At 66.5% G+C, this 15672-nt stretch carries 11 protein-coding genes, 1 tRNA gene and 2 pseudogenes; 5 read left to right on the top strand and 9 right to left on the bottom strand.

The window, feature by feature from the left end; genetic code table 11:
- Window positions 1-167, top strand: a pseudogene (locus ACH107_RS22970) (IS3 family transposase); the annotation flags it as partial.
- 67 nt (window positions 168-234) lie between these two features.
- Window positions 235-2157 (top strand): AAA family ATPase, encoded by a 1923-nt coding sequence (locus ACH107_RS22965; protein ID WP_412507802.1) that lies wholly within the window; start codon window positions 235-237, stop codon window positions 2155-2157.
- A 197-nt stretch (window positions 2158-2354) separates the two neighbouring features.
- On the opposite strand, the gene ACH107_RS22960 is transcribed toward ACH107_RS22965, so the two are convergent.
- The 3 genes from ACH107_RS22960 to ACH107_RS22950 all read right to left on the bottom strand — a co-directional run bounded on the left by ACH107_RS22960 (window position 2355) and on the right by ACH107_RS22950 (window position 5037).
- Entirely contained in the window at window positions 2355-3983 is a 1629-nt protein-coding gene (locus ACH107_RS22960; RefSeq protein WP_412507801.1) for a site-specific integrase, read from the bottom strand.
- A 360-nt stretch (window positions 3984-4343) separates the two neighbouring features.
- Window positions 4344-4418 (bottom strand) — tRNA-Gln (locus tag ACH107_RS22955).
- 124 nt (window positions 4419-4542) lie between these two features.
- On the bottom strand, window positions 4543-5037 hold the full coding sequence (locus ACH107_RS22950; RefSeq protein WP_412507800.1) for an SH3 domain-containing protein: 495 nt from the start codon (window positions 5035-5037) through the stop codon (window positions 4543-4545).
- A gap of 110 nt (window positions 5038-5147) precedes the next feature.
- Between ACH107_RS22950 and ACH107_RS22945 the strand changes: the two genes are divergently transcribed.
- From ACH107_RS22945 to ACH107_RS22935, 3 genes are all read left to right on the top strand, one after another.
- On the top strand, window positions 5148-6134 hold the full coding sequence (locus tag ACH107_RS22945) for a 2-hydroxyacid dehydrogenase (RefSeq protein ID WP_412507799.1): 987 nt from the start codon (window positions 5148-5150) through the stop codon (window positions 6132-6134).
- A gap of 60 nt (window positions 6135-6194) precedes the next feature.
- Window positions 6195-7979 carry a gamma-glutamyltransferase gene (ggt, locus tag ACH107_RS22940; RefSeq protein WP_412507798.1) on the top strand — a complete coding sequence of 595 codons (1785 nt, stop codon included), beginning with the start codon at window positions 6195-6197 and terminating at the stop codon, window positions 7977-7979.
- A 274-nt stretch (window positions 7980-8253) separates the two neighbouring features.
- Entirely contained in the window at window positions 8254-10752 is a 2499-nt protein-coding gene (locus tag ACH107_RS22935) for a GcvT family protein (RefSeq protein WP_412507797.1), read from the top strand.
- 99 nt (window positions 10753-10851) lie between these two features.
- Here the strand turns inward: ACH107_RS22935 and ACH107_RS22930 are convergent, their stop codons facing one another.
- The 6 genes and pseudogenes from ACH107_RS22930 to ACH107_RS22905 form a co-directional block, all read right to left on the bottom strand.
- Window positions 10852-11193: a carboxymuconolactone decarboxylase family protein gene (locus tag ACH107_RS22930; protein WP_412507796.1), complete on the bottom strand. Its 342-nt coding sequence runs from the start codon at window positions 11191-11193 to the stop codon at window positions 10852-10854.
- Window positions 11194-11262: 69 nt separating this feature from the next.
- Window positions 11263-11922: a DUF938 domain-containing protein gene (locus ACH107_RS22925; protein ID WP_412507795.1), complete on the bottom strand. Its 660-nt coding sequence runs from the start codon at window positions 11920-11922 to the stop codon at window positions 11263-11265.
- A gap of 136 nt (window positions 11923-12058) precedes the next feature.
- Window positions 12059-13132: a BMP family ABC transporter substrate-binding protein gene (locus ACH107_RS22920; RefSeq protein ID WP_412507794.1), complete on the bottom strand. Its 1074-nt coding sequence runs from the start codon at window positions 13130-13132 to the stop codon at window positions 12059-12061.
- Between the two features lie 30 nt (window positions 13133-13162).
- Window positions 13163-14083: an ABC transporter permease gene (locus ACH107_RS22915; RefSeq protein WP_412507793.1), complete on the bottom strand. Its 921-nt coding sequence runs from the start codon at window positions 14081-14083 to the stop codon at window positions 13163-13165.
- On the bottom strand, window positions 14083-15165 hold the full coding sequence (locus ACH107_RS22910) for an ABC transporter permease (protein ID WP_412507792.1): 1083 nt from the start codon (window positions 15163-15165) through the stop codon (window positions 14083-14085). Before ACH107_RS22910 ends, ACH107_RS22915 begins: the two co-directional genes overlap by 1 nt.
- 132 nt (window positions 15166-15297) lie before the next feature.
- Window positions 15298-15672 (bottom strand): annotated as a pseudogene (locus ACH107_RS22905) (ABC transporter ATP-binding protein); the annotation flags it as partial.

Here is a 15672-nt window from a genome sequence, read left to right as displayed (position 1 = left end):
GACCACATTCGGCGCTTGGCTATCAGACACCAAAAGCATTTGCCGAACATCTCACCACCGCAACCGACACCCGCGCTGCGCCATCTGAAAGCTCCGCGCTGATGTCGGTTGCTCCACCTGCGCCAATCGGCGTATCACCCCAAAGGGCTCCGGTTCCGGCTGGATGAAACTTCAGTGGCAGGTCACCCTCGCCCTGATCTGCCCGGCCTTGACCGGGCTCGTGACCTCTTGCTGGTGCCAAACAAGACCAACACCGACGCGATCGACGACGTCCTCGACGGTGTCGACCTAGACGACCCCCAGCTGGGCGCGCGCCCTGAGCCCCGGACACCCGATAAGGCGCTCGATGCGCTCATGGCGCTGCGGATTGCCGCGGTCGAATGTGAATTCGCGCCCGGCGGTCCGTGTCCGGAGCCGGGCACGATTATCGTGTTGCGGGCCGCGCGGGAGCGGGACTGCGCGCGGCTGCACGGCCAGATCGAAGAGCTGACGCGGGCAGACCGTGTCGAAGTGCGGCAAATGCCGGGATCGGCGAACAAGCTGGACCTGCGCCAGCTCGAAACGAATGTGTGCCGCGCATTGCTGAAGGGCCGCGGCGCGGTACTGATCGCCAACACTGCGGCAACCGTCCCGCCGGAGCTTCTACCCGCTGTCGTGCACGATATCATTTGTCCGGAGGTGAGCGCCGAGATGCTCTCGGCGGTCCTTTCGATTTGTCATGACGCGGAGGTAAACGTTCCATCGCCACTGCCCGACATGGGCGAGTTGAAGCTCGCGTCCATCCTTGCCGCGGCCTGTCCGGACACCGCGCTGTCGGCGCTTGACCGTGTCAAGGAAATGGAAGGGGCAGGCCATGGGGTCACGTTGAACGACATCCATGGTCAACCACAGGCAATCGATTTCTTCGTGCAGATGACCCGGGATTTGGATGACTGGCGGACCGGCGAGGTCGCATGGTCCGCGGTCACGTCCTCTTTTTTATTGAGCGGGCCGCCCGGGACCGGTAAATCGTACCTTGCGAAAGCAGTGGCCGGATCGGCCAAGGTACATTTCGTGAAAACTGGCTACGCGGAGTGTCAACGCCAGGGACACCAGGGAGATATGCTCAAAGCGCTCTACGCCGCGGGTGATGAGGCGATCGCGAACGCGCCATCGGTATTTTTCATCGATGAAATTGACTCATTCTACGCGAGATCACAGTCGGTGAACGGTTATATTCTCGGCGTTGTGAATGGACTTTTGACGCTTTTGGACCGGCTGAACCGGACGCCGGGGGTCATCGTCATCGCCGCAACGAACTACCCGGACAAGGTCGACCCTGCAGTCATTCGCGCAGGCCGGTTTGACCGGCATCTGACGCTTGGGCCGCTGGACCGGTCCGGGGTGCGGTCGATGTTGAGCGCCGAGCTCCCCGCAGATGTGGCGACGGGTACAGTCCTTGACCGTCTTGGCGATCAGCTCATGGGAATGACGGGCGCGCAGGTCGCGGCGATCCTGCGCGACGCGGCGACCCGGGCCCGGCGTGCCCGCGCGCCTCTTGGTGCATACCACCTGCTGGCCGCGGCGAAAGCAGTCGCCCGCCCGCCCGACCCGGACCTTCTGTTTCGGATGGCAGTCCACGAAGCCGGACACGTCCTGATCGGACACCTGACCGGACTGCCCGCCGCCCACGGCGCCCGGCTCATGCCACATGGCGGCGAAGTCCAGCGCCCGATGCCTCGCCTTCTTACTCCGGACACGGTCGCGGCGATGATCCCGACCCTGCTCGCCGGTCGGACGGCTGAGCAGATCATGCTCGGCACGGTCAGCAACGGTGCGGGTGGCGGGCCGGCGAGCGACCTTGCGCTGGCGACCGATCTGTCGGTCAAGGCGGAAGTCCAGCACGGGCTGGGTCAGGATCTGGTCTGGCAGCCGTCGGACATCGCGTCCCGCCTCATGCCGGAGCGCCTGTGCCACCTTGTCCGGGATCGCCTGCATGATGCTGAAAATGCCGCGCGCCGCGATCTGGAGGCACACAGCGCCGACCTCGAGCGCATCGCTCGCGCGCTCATCGACGCGCGTGACCTGGACGCCGAAGGGCTGAACCGCCTCTTAGCCGACGTCCGCACCTGTGCGCAGTGCGATGCGGCCGCAGCCGCCTCCGAGACGCAGATGTAATCCTGCAAAGAGTCTCGGTCCCACGTGGCCGAGGTCGTCGTCTGTCCGGACAAATCTCGGACAAAACGTTCTCAAGACATCATAGTCTTCTGTTTCATTGAAACCGCGCCCAAGGCGCGGTGCGGGCCGGGGATCTGTGTCCCCGGCCCGCTTTCCTTTGGAAATTCGTTCCCGACACCGGGCTGTCCGGGAAAACGTCAAAGGACGCGCGGTAACTGGTTCACGGCCTCGGCCAGAAGCGCCAGATCAGTCCGGTCTGCATATCTGTCCTCGGTCACATTCCCGTGCAGATGACCGACGAGGTCCTGGATGATGTCGATCCCGACACCGGACCGCTTCAGCTGGCTGATGACGTAGTGACGAAAGCTGTGAAAGACCTTGCCGCCGGTGTCCGGACCGATCTGGCGCTTCAGGAGTTCGTGCCAACTATGATGGAGGGTATCACCGAATGCGTTGGTTGGTGTGCCCGGCTTCAAGTCCGGGAAAACATCCACATCACCAGCTGCTCGCAGCCTCGTGCAATAGTCCGGAAACCCGAGGTCGATCAGGTCTTGGTGAAGGGGCACCAGCCGCCGCGACTGTGTGTTCTTCAAGCCCCGGTTCGCGTTTGGCCGGATATCGAGATACGGGTGCTCGCATCGCAGGACGACATCCTCCAGCCGAAGCCCGCAAATTTCCTCCAGCCGCAGCCCCGAATACGCGGCGACAAGAGGAACCCAGTACAGGGCGTCCTTGACGATCTCGTCGCCCGCCGTGTGCGGCCGGGCAGCGCTTTGCCGCCCGTGCCATGTCGGGTGCTGAAAGATCCGCGACACATCCTCGGGCGTGAAACTCGGCCGCTGGTCGCGGGCAAGCTTCTTCTGCTTTGTGCGATAAAGCCCGACGTCGAGCGGCTCTGACGGGTGCAGTCCTTCCTTTTTTGCGTGGTTCAGCAAGGTGGACAGGAAGGTCAGGTTGCGGTTAACGGTATTGCCGCTCAGGCCGACTGCGTCACCAGGCAGGTCATCGCCCCGCTCCATGTGCTGTTGCAAGGTCAGTGCCCTGTCGGCAGGGCTCTTGTTGTAGCTTACCGGCAAACGCGCAAGGCAGGCGATGTAATGCGCCAGGTCCTCGGTCTTCAGGGCGGTTATGCGGGTCTTGCCGACGGCCTCTGTGAACTGCTCCAGGACCCGCCGCCGCTGGCGCAGAGCGGCCTCGGTGGTCTTCTGGTCCTTGCCTTCTTTTTCAGCCGCACGCCTGTCATGGTCGTCCATGCGGTCGACGATTTCCCGGATTTCGGGAGAATATCGGCTGGCTGCGGCAGACGCGCTCTCGTTTGCCTCCGCCCGCCCTACATGCGTGTCCGCGCCCGAACCAACGGTCCCGATCGGGTCTTCGAGTTCCGCCTTTCGACGGTCCAGCTGTTCCCTTGCGACCGCCGCCCCCTTGAGCGCTTCGCGGGTGTAGAGCATTTCGTCCAACGCAGCAGTTGGCGCGTGGTCGACCACGTCGGCCGGCTCCGGTGCCGAATGTGTCTTGTCGCGATAATAAGTGGTACTGAAGGTATAGAGCGCCTCGGCGAACATGGCCATGTCGCGCGGCTGGAACCCCGCGTCGCGCAGATGGTCCATGTCCTCGGGTAACAGCTCGGCCCCGGGGCCGCGGCTTGACAAGAGTCGCAGGGCGTAAGCCTCGGCCCGGTCGCGCATCCAGCGCGCGCGCCACTCGCGGCTGGACGCGGGCGGCGCTTCGTGCAGGCGCGCGTCTTCGATCCGGGCGACTTCGGCCTGGACCACCGACTCGAGATACTGTCTCAGATGCGCGCGGGTGAGGGTCGTATATGTCATACCCTCGATCATGTCGTCGAAGGCGGCTGATACAAGCGGTGCCCGGCGCGCGGCTGTGGACAAGTCCCGCGTTCCCAGGGAAACTTGGACGATCGCGCCGCTCTTTTTTGTGGATAACCCGTCACCCTCGACCGCAAGCGCCCGTCTCCGGAGGCGGCGGCGCCAGATGTAGCTGGCGCCGCGGCGGGTCACATGTGTCATCACTCCCATGGTCAGCTCCTTTGCAGAGCCGCGCCAAGAGGAAAACTTTGCGCCGCCGGGAGCCTGCGGCCCCCCGTGTGTCGCAGTTGTGCGATCAACGGGTCACTCCGCGAAGCCTTTCGCGGAAAAACGACTATTATCAGTGACTTAAAGGAGAGCTGGCTGGGGTGGCAGGATTCGAACCTGCGATACACGGTACCAAAAACCGCTGCCTTACCACTTGGCTACACCCCAACAGTGCCGCGTTAATTACTCCGTTGATTTTTCCGTTGCAAGGGCGACGCCAAAAAAATTTGCCGCGGCTGCTGGCAATTCTTCAACGCTTGGCGCGGTTGGCGGAGAGGCCCTCGGCGCTTTGTCAATCCAGAAGTTCACCGGCTCCGACGCCCCAGAGGGATTCCTTGTGGCTCCAGCCTTCGTAGCCGCCGGCCGAAATCTCGCACCAGTCTCGAGTACATGTCTCGATCCGGGCGACGACGCCGATTTCGAAGCGCGCGACGACCATCGCGTTCTCGTCGGGGTTTCTGCGCAGGTCGAGCATGTCGGCCTCGACGAGCGCCGTTCTGACACCGGACAGAAGGGAATAATGTACCCAGCCGCTTGCGCCATCGCGGTCCCGGACACGGCGCCAATGGCCGTACTCGGCGGTTATCTTGAGCGGCAGGTCTCGACGCTGGAATATCCAGTCGATCCGGTGGGTCATGCTCGGGCCGCGCCGGACGTTGGCTTCGTCAGCCTTCATCGAGACATAGCGCGGCAGCGGCAGGTTCGTGACCGGTCCGCGTTCCTGCGCTCCCGACGGCGCGGCGGTCAGCAGGCCGAGGACCAACGCTGCGGGTATGGTCAGTCTCATGCGGATGTTCCGATTTCTGCTCTGGTTTCCGACAGGGTTCTTGTGCCCCACCTCATCCTGCGTCAGTCTGGCAGCAACGCGTGGGGATTGGAAGGAGAAGGAGGGGCTGCATGCCATCTGCACGGTTGAGTGTTGTCGTTACGCGACGCTTGCCGGAGCCCGTCGAGAAGCGCCTTTCCGAGCTTTTCGATGTCAGGCTCCGCGAGGATGACCAGCCAATGACGCGAGAGGACCTTGCCCGCGCGGTGAAGGAGGCCGATGTTCTGGTGCCGACCCTGACCGACAGGATCGACGCAACGCTGATCGCGCAAGCGGGAGATCGGCTCAAGTTGATCGCGAACTACGGCGCGGGCGTGGATCACATCGACGTGCACACGGCCCGGCAGCACGGCATTCTTGTCTCGAACACGCCCGGCGTTTCGGCCGATGACACGGCGGACATGGCCATGGCGCTTATCCTTGCGGTGACCCGGCGCATGACGGAGGGCATCGCGCTGATGCAGGGCGGTGACTGGCAGGGATGGGCGCCCACCGCGCTCATGGGCGGGCGTCTGGCCGGACGGCGTCTGGGCATTCTGGGGCTGGGGCGTATCGGGCAGGCCGTTGCGCGGCGCGCCTCTGCCTTCGGGATGCAGATACATTATCACAACCGGCATCGTCTGCGCGAAGAGAGCGAGGCGGAGCTCGGGGCGACTTACTGGGAAAGCCTGGACCAGATGGCCGCGCGTATGGATGTGCTGAGTGTCAATTGCCCGCACACACCGTCGACCTTTCACCTGATGAACGCACGGCGGCTCAAGCTCATGAAGCCAGAGGCGGTGGTCGTCAATACCTCGCGCGGCGAGGTGATCGACGAGAACGCGCTGACCCGCCTGCTGCGAGCCGGTGACATCGCCGGGGCGGGGCTGGATGTCTACGAGCACGGCGCGGAGGTGAACCCGAGGCTGCGGGAACTGAAGAACGTCGTGTTGCTGCCGCACATGGGCTCGGCCACCGTGGAGGGCCGCGTCGAGATGGGCGAGAAGGTTCTGATTAACATCAAGACTTTCGATGATGGTCATCGGCCGCCCGATCAGGTGGTTCCCGCGATGTTATGACCCCGTGCGACTGCGCTTTGCCGCAGAGGAGGCCTTGGAACCCGGAAAGGAGGAGCGATCATGAAACGGATCCTACATGCATGCGCGTTCGTGATCGGCATGGCCGGGGGCGCGATGGCGCAACAGGCAGCCGACGCTGTCGCGCCCGAGCCTGCGGGCGCAGGCTATGCCCAGACGTCGCAATGGCTGGTCCCGGCACAGCAAGCCAAGACGGCGGGCCAGCCCTTCGAGGCACAGGACTGGATGGTGGCCGCCGCCAACCCGTTGGCCGTGGAAGCGGGCGCGCGGATCCTTTCGGACGGGGGCACGGCGGCGGATGCGATGGTGGCCGTGCAGGCCGTACTGGGGTTGGTCGAGCCGCAGAGTTCGGGGCTCGGGGGCGGTGCTTTCCTCGTGTGGTACGACGCCGAAAGTGGTCAGCTCACCACGCTTGACGGGCGCGAGACGGCGCCGATGGCGGCCACGCCCCGCCTTTTCTTGAACGCGGAGGGCGCGCCGCTGGATTTCTTCGAGGCAGTGGTGGGCGGCCGGTCGGTCGGAGTGCCGGGCACGCCCGCGATGATGAAAGCGGCGCATGACCGCTGGGGAGGGCGTGATTGGGCCGGTCTTTTCGACGATGCGATCGGGCTGGCCGAGGACGGTTTCGAGGTTAGCCCGCGATTGGCGAGCATGGTGGCCTTCGACGCCGTTCGGCTGACGCGATTCGGACCGACACGGGATTATTTCTTTGCTGACGGACAGTTGCCCGAGGTCGGGCAGACTTTGCGCAACCCGGATTACGCGGCGACGCTGCGGGTGCTTGCAAAACGGGGAGTGGACCCTTTTTACACGGGCGCCATCGCGCGTGACATCGTTCGGACGGTCCGGACCGCGCCGGGCAATCCGGGCCGATTGAGCGAGGCGGACATGGCGCTTTACCGCGTCAAGGAGCGCGCGCCCGTCTGCGTTGACTATCGCGGGCACGACGTGTGCGGCATGGGGCCGCCATCGTCCGGCGGGCTGACCGTGGGGCAGATCCTCGGGCTTCTGGAAAACCATGACCTGCCCGGCCTCGGCCCCGAAAGCCCGGAGGCATGGCGCCTGATCGGGGACGCGAGCCGGCTGGCCTTTGCCGACCGTGGCCGTTACATGGCTGACAGCGATTTCGTGCCGGTTCCGACCAAGGGGTTGATCGAAAAGGATTACCTTGCCCGTCGTGCCGAGCTCCTTGCCGGCGATGACGCGTTGCCGGAGGTTCAGCCGGGCGCGCCGGCCTTTGATCATGCGCTGAACTGGGGGCAATCACGGAGTTTCGAGCGCCCGTCGACCTCGCACATATCGATCGTCGATTCCCACGGGAACGCGCTGTCGATGACCACGACGATCGAGAACGCCTTCGGATCGCGCTTGATGGTGCGGGGATTCATGTTGAACAACGAACTTACCGACTTTTCCTTTCGATCCCATGAAGACGGGCGCGCGGTGGCCAACGCGGTGGCCCCGGGCAAGCGGCCGCGCTCGTCCATGGCGCCGACCATCGTGCTGAAGGACGGCCGCCCCGCGCTGCTGGTCGGCAGCCCGGGCGGTAGCCGGATCATCGGCTACGTGGCCAAGACGATCATCGCCCACCTCGACTGGAAAATGGACGTACAGCAAGCGGTTAGCCTGCCTCACCTGGTCAATCGCTTCGGCGTCTACGACGTCGAGACGGGCAGCGCGGCCGAGGCGCTGGCGGCGCCATTGGCCGACATGGGCTACGAGGTGAACCGGCGTGTTCTGAATTCGGGGCTGCACGCGATCTCGCTGGGCGCGGCCCTGAAGGGCGGCGCCGACCCCCGCCGCGAGGGTGTGGCGTTCGGCGAATAGGGGCGTCGCGGGGCGGGCTGCATCGCGTTGGTATCACGTCGGTATCGCGCCGGCGGGCCTCCGGCCGATCACGGGGCGGCCGGCGCCGCCGCCTTCGCCATTCTTCCGGCCCTTTGTCTGACCCAAAGTTGAGACGCGTCCGGGCGGGTCACGGGACGCGGGCGCTGCAATCGTGCGACGACGTCGGTTTTGCGCATTCTTGAGTCGGCTGAACCCATCGCCACCCAACACAGGTGGTAATGATGCCGACATCAAATCCTAGGAGTCGCCGCTCATGAAGACCCATGTCAAAGCCCTTATCGTCGGTGGTGGCGCCATCGGCACCTCGATTGCCTATCATCTGGCCAAGGCCGGGTGGGATGACGTGATGCTGCTGGAGCGCGACGAACTGACCAGTGGGTCGACATGGCACGCCGCCGGCCTGCTGCCGCTGTTCAACATGTCCTACGCTGTGAGCCATATCCACGACTATTCGGTGAAATTCTACAAGACGCTGGAGGAGGAAACCGGCCTGAATGCCGGGTTCAGCGTGGTGGGCAACCTGCGCATGGCGCAGAGCCGGGAACGCATGGACGAGTACATGCTCTATGCGTCCACCGCCGAAACCGTGGGCGTGCCGTACGAATGGATGACGCCGGCACAGATCAAGGAGCGCTGGCCGCTGGTCCGCACCGAGGACCTCGAAGGGGCGATCTATCACCCAACGGACGGCTACATCAACCCGGCCGACGTGACCATGGCGATGGCCAAGGGCGCGCGCCAGCACGGCGTGACCATCGAGCGCAAGTGGCAGGCGGACGCCTACGAGTGGACCGGCAGCGAATGGAAGGTCACGCTGACCAAGATGGTCGAACAGGGTGGCAACCTCGTCCCGTCCGACGAGCAGACGGTCGTGACGGCCGAGCACGTCGTCACCGCCACCGGCAACCACGCGCAGCGCACCGCGCGCCTGCTGGGGATCAGGATGCCCGCCATCCCGGTCGAGCACCAGTTCATCGTCACCGATGCCGATCCGGCGCTTGTCGCGTATCGCAACGACAATCCCGAGCATCCCGTGCTGCGTGACGCGGACGCGAAATGGTACGTGCGCGAAGAGCGCGGCGGCTGGATCCTCGGGCCGTATGAATACGGTGCGCCGGCCTGTTTCAAGTATGGCGTGCCGGACACGTTCCGCGCCGATCTCTTCCCGCTCGACCTCGAACGGATCGAGGAAGAATACATGTCCATGATCCATCGCCTGCCCAGTTCCGAGGAGGTGGGGCTCAAGGACGATTACAACGGTCCGATCTGCTACACGCCCGACGGCAACCCGCTGGTGGGCCCGGCGCCGGGGCTGCGCAACATGTGGCTGGCCGAGGGCTTCTCCTTCGGGATCACCGCCGCGGGCGGCACCGGCCATTACATGGCGCAGATGATGGTCGAGGGCGAGGCCGAGATCGACATGGCCTCGCTCGACCCCAAGCGTTTCGGCAACTGGATGACAACGGAATACGCCGCCCGCAAGAACGAGGAGGCCTATGCCCATGTCTACATCCTGCACCACCCCGACGAGGAGCGCGATGCCTGCCGCCCGCTGCGGACGGCCCCCAGTTACGACCGGCTGAAGGCGCGCGGCGCGCAGTTCGGCGTGGTCAACGGGTTCGAGCGGCCGAACTATTTCGGGCCCGTGGATGCCCCGGCCGATTTCGATCACGCCGCGCGCAGTTTCCGTCGCGGCGGCTGGTGGCAGCACGCCCATGACGAGGCCAAGGCGGTGCGCGAGGGCGTGGGCCTGATCGACGCCTCGGCCTTCACCAAGCACACGGTGAAGGGGCCGGGCGCGACCGCCTTCCTCGACTGGTTCACCTGCAACAGGCTGCCCAAGGTGGGTCGCATCAACCTGACCTACGCGCTGACGCCACAGGGCACCACGCGGACGGAATACACCATCGTGCGGCTGGCCGAGGATGAATACTATCTCGTGTCTTCCGGGGCGCTGACCGATTACGACGGCGACTACCTGCGCAAGGCGGCCGAGGACAAGGCGGCGGAATTCGGCTACATCGCGGTGGAGGACGTGACCACGCAATGGGGCGTGTTCGCCATCGCCGGGCCCAAGTCGCGCGACGTGCTCAAGGAGGTCGTGAAGGACGCCGATCCCGACACGGTGCTGGGCAACAAGCGGTTTCCGTGGCTGTCGATGCGCGACATCGAGCTGGGCATGTGCCCCGTGCGCGCCATCCGCGTGGCCTATACCGGGGAGCTGGGCTGGGAGCTGCACCACCCCGTGGAGATGCAGAACTACCTTTTCGACCTGCTTGAGGAGGCCGGGGCCAAGCACGGGCTCAAGCTGGTCGGCGCCCGCGCGCAGAACTGGCTGCGGCAGGAAAAGAGCTACCGCGCCTTCGGGCACGAGCTGGGCCGCGACGCCACCCCGCTCGAGGCCGACCTGCCGCGCTTCGTGGACCAGTCCAAGGCGTTCCGGGGCAAGGACGCGATGAACGATCTGGGGCTGCGGTCGACATGCGTGACCGTGCTGATCGACGGGCCAGAGGATGCCGACCCATGGGGTTCTGAAGCGCTCTATGACGGCGACACGCGGGTCGGGCGGCTGACCTCTGGGGGCTACTCGGTCGCCTTCGGCAAGTCTATCGGCATGGGCTATGTCAGCCCCGACCGCGCCGTCGCGGGGCAAAAGCTGCAGGTCCGGATGCTCGACCGGTTGTGGGACGCGGAAGTCACCTGCGACAGCCCCTACGACCCCGAGAACAAGGCGATCCGCGCGGACGGCTGAGCCGCGCCCCGCGCGCGGCCCGATGCCCCTGGTGCCGTGGCGCCGGGGGCGTTTGTCTTTCCGCTTGGCGCGTCGCCACCGGCGTGGCGCCGGGTGGCGTCAGGTCGCCGCGGACAGTTCGTCGTAGCAGTCCAGCGCCTTGGCGGCGTACATCATCGAGGGGCCGCCGCCCATCTGGATGCACATGGCCAGCACATCGCCCACCTCGTCGCGGGTGGCGCCGCACCGGATCAGGGTCTCGATGTGAATGGCGATGCAGGCCTCGCATTTGGTCGCCACCGCGATGCCGAGGGCGACATACTCCTTGGCCTTGAAATCAAGCGTGCCGCCATCCTTCACCGTCTTGCCGAGCGCGCCGAAGGCCCGGGCCGTGTCGGGAATGCATTTGTTGAGGCTGCGCAGTTGGCCACGCGTGCCATCGAGCGTGTCGGTCCAGCTCATCTTCGGATCTCCCGGCTGTCTGTTCACGACAGCTCATAGCAGCGCTGTCGCGTCCGTCCTTGATGCAGATCATCCCGGGCGCCGTGCGACAAGCGCAAGGTTGTTGGCCGGCATCTCGACCACCTCGGCAAGCTCGAGCCCCGCCGCGTGCAGCCAGTCGATCACCTCGAAATCGTCCTTGTACCCGATCGCGGGGTCCTGCGCGCGGAGGCTGGCGTCGAAGGCCGCGTCGCCCTCCGATGTCGCCTCGCCATCGCGCAGGAACGGGCCGTAGAGAACGAAAACGCCCCCGGGCGCCAGCGCCTGCGCGGTTTCGCTGACAACGGTCCGCGCCTCGATGGCGCTGACAAGGTGCAGCAGATTGACCAGCAGCACCAGCGACTGCCCGGCATGGTGCGCGCCCCATCCCGGCGCGGTGACGTCCAGGTCGATCGCCGCGCGCAGATTGGGCAGGCCCGCCGCTGCCGCCCAGGCGTCGATGCTCGACCTCCGTTCGGCGTCGATCTCGGTCGGTTGCCAGTCGAGCCCGGGCAGCGCCGCGGCGAAATGCGCGGCGTGCTGGCCCGTCCCGGCCGCCAGTTCCAGCGCGCGGCCCCGCTCGGGCGCGTGCAGGCGCAGAAGCTCCAGGATGGGCGCGGCGTTGCGCTCGGCGGCGGGCGCATGAAGCCGGCCCTCCTCGCCCGGCGTGGCGGTCGAGGCGAGCTGCGGCGGAAAGCGGCGATGGGACACGGGGGATTTCCTCCTGCGGTCGGGGCTTCTTCTCGGTCTCAATACCCCGGGGTGAATTGGCCGAAGGCCAAGAGGGGCAGCGCCCCTCCGTAAGACAGGCGGCGCGGCGCCCCGCCGCGGCAGGGCGCCGGCGTTGTCATTGCGGGATGTCGCTCGTCAGCCCCTCGACATAGAAATCCATGCCCAGCAGCGTGGCGTCATCCGCCGTTTCGCCCTCGGCCAGCCAGTCGGACCCGTCCTGCCGCTTGAGCGGGCCGGTGAAGGGGTGGTACTCGCCCGCCGCCATCGCCTCTTTCAGCGCCAGCGCCTCGTCGCGGATCTCCGCCGGGACGGCCCGAGTGATCTCGCCGATCTCGACCATGCCCTCCTTGATGCCGTGCCAGACCTGCTGGCTTTCCCACGTGCCGTCCATCACGTCGCGCGTGCGCTCGATGTAGTAGGGCGCCCAGTTGTCGATGATGGAACTGACGCGCGGGAACGGCTTGTACTCGGCCATGTCCGAGGCCTGTCCGAAGGTCACAACGTCGCCCGCCTTCTCGGCGGCGGCCTGCGGCGCGGTGGAATCGGTGTGCTGGAGGATCACGTCGGCACCCTGTTCGATCAGCGCGGTCGCGGCGTCGGCCTCCTTGGCCGGGTCGAACCAGGTGTAGGCCCAGATGATCTTGAACTCGACGTCCGGGTTGACCTTGCGGGCGTGGATGTAGGCGGCGTTGATGCCGCGGATCACCTCGGGGATGGGGTAGGAGGCGACGTAGCCGATGACGTTGGACCCGGTCATCTTGCCGGCGATGTGGCCCTGGATCGCGCGGCCCTCGTAGAACCGCGCCGAGTAGGTCGACACGTTGGGCGCGGTCTTGTAGCCGGTGGCGTGCTCGAACTTCACGTCCTTGAACTTCTGTGCCGCGGTCAGGGTCGGGTCCATGAAGCCGAAGGACGTCGTGAAGATCAGGTCGGCGCCCTGGAGCGCCATCTGCTCGATGGCGCGCACGGCGTCGGCGCCTTCCGGCACGCTTTCCTGGTAGATGGTCTCGACGGCGTCGCCGAATTCCGCCTCGACGGCGAGGCGGGCCTTGTCGTGTTCGTAGGTCCAGCCGCCGTCGCCGATCGGCCCGACATAGATGAAGCCGACCTTCGTCGTGTCCTGCGCGGCGGCCGGGGGGGCGAGGCCGAGCGCGAGCGCGGCGGATGTCAGCACGTGTTTCAGTTTCATGGGAACTCCCTCAGGTGGTCCGGTTTTCGTTCATTGCGAGGCATGGAAGACGCGGCCCAGCGAGGCGGGCGCGCGTGAGCGGTCGGCCGACATGATGACCAGCACGAGGATGGTGATCAAGTAGGGCGACATGGAAAGGTATTGTACGGGGATGGCGAAGCCGGCTGCCTGCAGGTTGAGCTGAAGGACGGACACGCCCCCGAAGAGCCACGCGCCCAGCAGGACGCGCCCGGCCTTCCACGAGGCGAAGACGACGAGCGCCAGCGCGATCCAGCCGGCGCCGGCGGTCATGCCTTCGGTCCACTGCGGCACGCGCACGAGGCTGATATAGGCCCCGCCCAGCCCCGCGCAGGCGCCGCCGAAAAGGATCGCCAGAACGCGCACGCGCACCACCTTGTACCCGAGCGCATGGGCCGCGTCGTGGTTTTCGCCCACCGCGCGCAGGATCAGCCCGGCGCGGCTGTATTTCAGCATCGCCCAGATGACGGTCACCAGCGCGAGCCCGATATAGACCATCGCGTCATGCGAGAAGAGCACCGGGCCGAGGAACGGGATGTCCCCCAGCGCCGGGATATCGGCGCGGGGTGCCGGCGGCGGCTTGATCCCGACGTAGCCCTGTCCCAGCAGCGAGGACAGGCCAAGCCCGAACAGGGTCAGCGCCAGCCCGCTGGCGACCTGGTTGGCGAGGGCCAGCTGGGTGAGGCCGGCGAAGAGCAGCGCCAGCAGCGCCCCGCCGCCGGCGGCCGCCCCGAAGCCGAGGGCGGGCGAGCCGGTTTCGACGGCGGCGGCAAAGCCGCAGATCGCGCCGGTGATCATCATCCCCTCCACCCCGAGGTTCAGAACGCCCGCGCGCTCGACCACCAGTTCGCCGATGGCGGCCAGCAGGATCGGGGTGGCGGCCACCATGAGCGAGGCCAGGAGCAGCGTCGGGTCGATCGAGGACAGGGTCATCAGGCGGCCTCCGCCGTCTTGTGCCGGATGCGGTAGTTGGTCAGGACGTCGACGGCCAGCAGGAAGAACAGCAGCATCCCCTGGAATACCTGGATCGCGGCGGCCGGCAGGCCGAGATTGGACTGCGCGATCTCGCCGCCGATATAGGTGAGCGCCATCAGGAGCCCCGCCAGGAGGATGCCGAGCGGGTTCAGGCGCCCGAGGAAGGCGACGATGATGGCGGTGAACCCGTAGCCAACGTTGAAATCGATGCTGATCTGGCCGGCGGGCCCGGAGACCTCGAACATCCCCGCAAGCCCGGCCAGCGCCCCGGCCGTGCCGAGGCAGACCACGATGAGCCTGCCGGGCGCGACACCGGCGAAACGCGCGGCGCGGGGGGCCTGTCCGGCAAGGCGGATGTGAAAGCCCAGCAGGTGGCGCGTGAGCAGCACATGCGCCGCGATCACCGCGATCAGCGCGGCGGCCACGCCCCAGTGCATGCCGGTCCCCGCGATCAGTTCGGCGTTATGCGCGCTGGGATATTGCTGCAGGTTGCGCGAGCCTGGAAAGCCCATGCCCTCGGGGTTTTTCAGCGGCCCGAGCGCCATGGCGGCCAGCAATTGCTCGGCGACGTAGACGAGCATGAGCGAGACGAGGATCTCGTTGGTGCCGAAACGCAGCTTCAGCAGGGCGGGGATCATCGCCCATGCCCAGCCGCCCGCCGCGCCGGCCAGCACCATCAGCGGAAAGACGAGCGGGCTGTCCAGTGGATAGAGCGCCAGCCCGACGGCGGCGCCGCTCAGGGCGCCGATGATGTACTGGCCTTCCGCCCCGATGTTCCAGATTCCCGCCCGGAACCCGAGCGACAGGCCGATGGCGATGAGCACGAGCGGCGCGCCCTTCACCAGCAGTTGCGGCCGGTAGTAGAAGGCGTATTCGCCGAAGAGCGGCTCCCAGAAGATGGTGGCGATGGCGGTGGCCGGGTTCTTGCCGAGCGCGGCGAAGAGCGCGCCGCCCGCGATCATGGTGACCGCGACGGCCAGAAGCGGTGTCAGCCACGTCCAGAGGCGCGACGGCTGGGGGCGTTTTTCCAGTTTCAGCATGTGCCGCGGCCTTCGGCCGTGCCGGGGGCGCTGCCCCCGCCGCGCGTGCCGCGCGGCCCCCCCGGGGTATTTCGGCCGAGAAGAAACCGGGCGCGTCGTGTCCCGGCGGGTACCGGGGCGGCGGATGACGGATCAGCCATGGGCCACCTCCATGCCGTGCGCGCCGCCCATCATCAGGCCGATCTGGTCGACCGTCAGGCCGCGCGCGGGGCGGATATCGGACAGGCGGCCCTCGTTCAGGGCGGCGAAGCGGTCGGAGATTTCCATGAGCTCGTCGAGATCCTGGCTGATGCAGATCACCGCGGTGCCGGCCGCCGCGAGGTCGAGCAGCGCCTGGCGGATCGCCGCGGCGGCGGCGGCGTCAACGCCCCAGGTGGGCTGGTTCACGGCCAGCACGGCGGGGCGTTGCAGCACTTCGCGCCCGATCACGAATTTCTGCAGGTTGCCGCCCGAGAGCGCGCGCGCGGCGGTGTCGGGGCCGGGGGTGCGCACGTCGAAGGCGGCGAT

Source organism: Roseovarius halophilus (ex Wu et al. 2025) (genome assembly GCF_047086965.1).
The sequence above is the reverse complement of the archived record's forward strand: the minus strand, read 5'-3'. Positions and strand labels throughout refer to the sequence as shown.

What these genes read in the sequence shown, in the direction of transcription:
- ACH107_RS22960 (WP_412507801.1), bottom strand. Translation starts at nt 3,983, where the DNA reads ATGACATATACGACCCTCACCCGCGCGCATCTGAGACAGTATCTCGAG.
- ACH107_RS22950 (WP_412507800.1), bottom strand. Translation starts at nt 5,037, where the DNA reads ATGAGACTGACCATACCCGCAGCGTTGGTCCTCGGCCTGCTGACCGCC.
- ACH107_RS22945 (WP_412507799.1), top strand. Translation starts at nt 5,148, where the DNA reads ATGCCATCTGCACGGTTGAGTGTTGTCGTTACGCGACGCTTGCCGGAG.
- ggt (WP_412507798.1), top strand. Translation starts at nt 6,195, where the DNA reads ATGAAACGGATCCTACATGCATGCGCGTTCGTGATCGGCATGGCCGGG.
- ACH107_RS22935 (WP_412507797.1), top strand. Translation starts at nt 8,254, where the DNA reads ATGAAGACCCATGTCAAAGCCCTTATCGTCGGTGGTGGCGCCATCGGC.
- ACH107_RS22930 (WP_412507796.1), bottom strand. Translation starts at nt 11,193, where the DNA reads ATGAGCTGGACCGACACGCTCGATGGCACGCGTGGCCAACTGCGCAGC.
- ACH107_RS22920 (WP_412507794.1), bottom strand. Translation starts at nt 13,132, where the DNA reads ATGAAACTGAAACACGTGCTGACATCCGCCGCGCTCGCGCTCGGCCTC.
- ACH107_RS22915 (WP_412507793.1), bottom strand. Translation starts at nt 14,083, where the DNA reads ATGACCCTGTCCTCGATCGACCCGACGCTGCTCCTGGCCTCGCTCATG.
- ACH107_RS22910 (WP_412507792.1), bottom strand. Translation starts at nt 15,165, where the DNA reads ATGCTGAAACTGGAAAAACGCCCCCAGCCGTCGCGCCTCTGGACGTGG.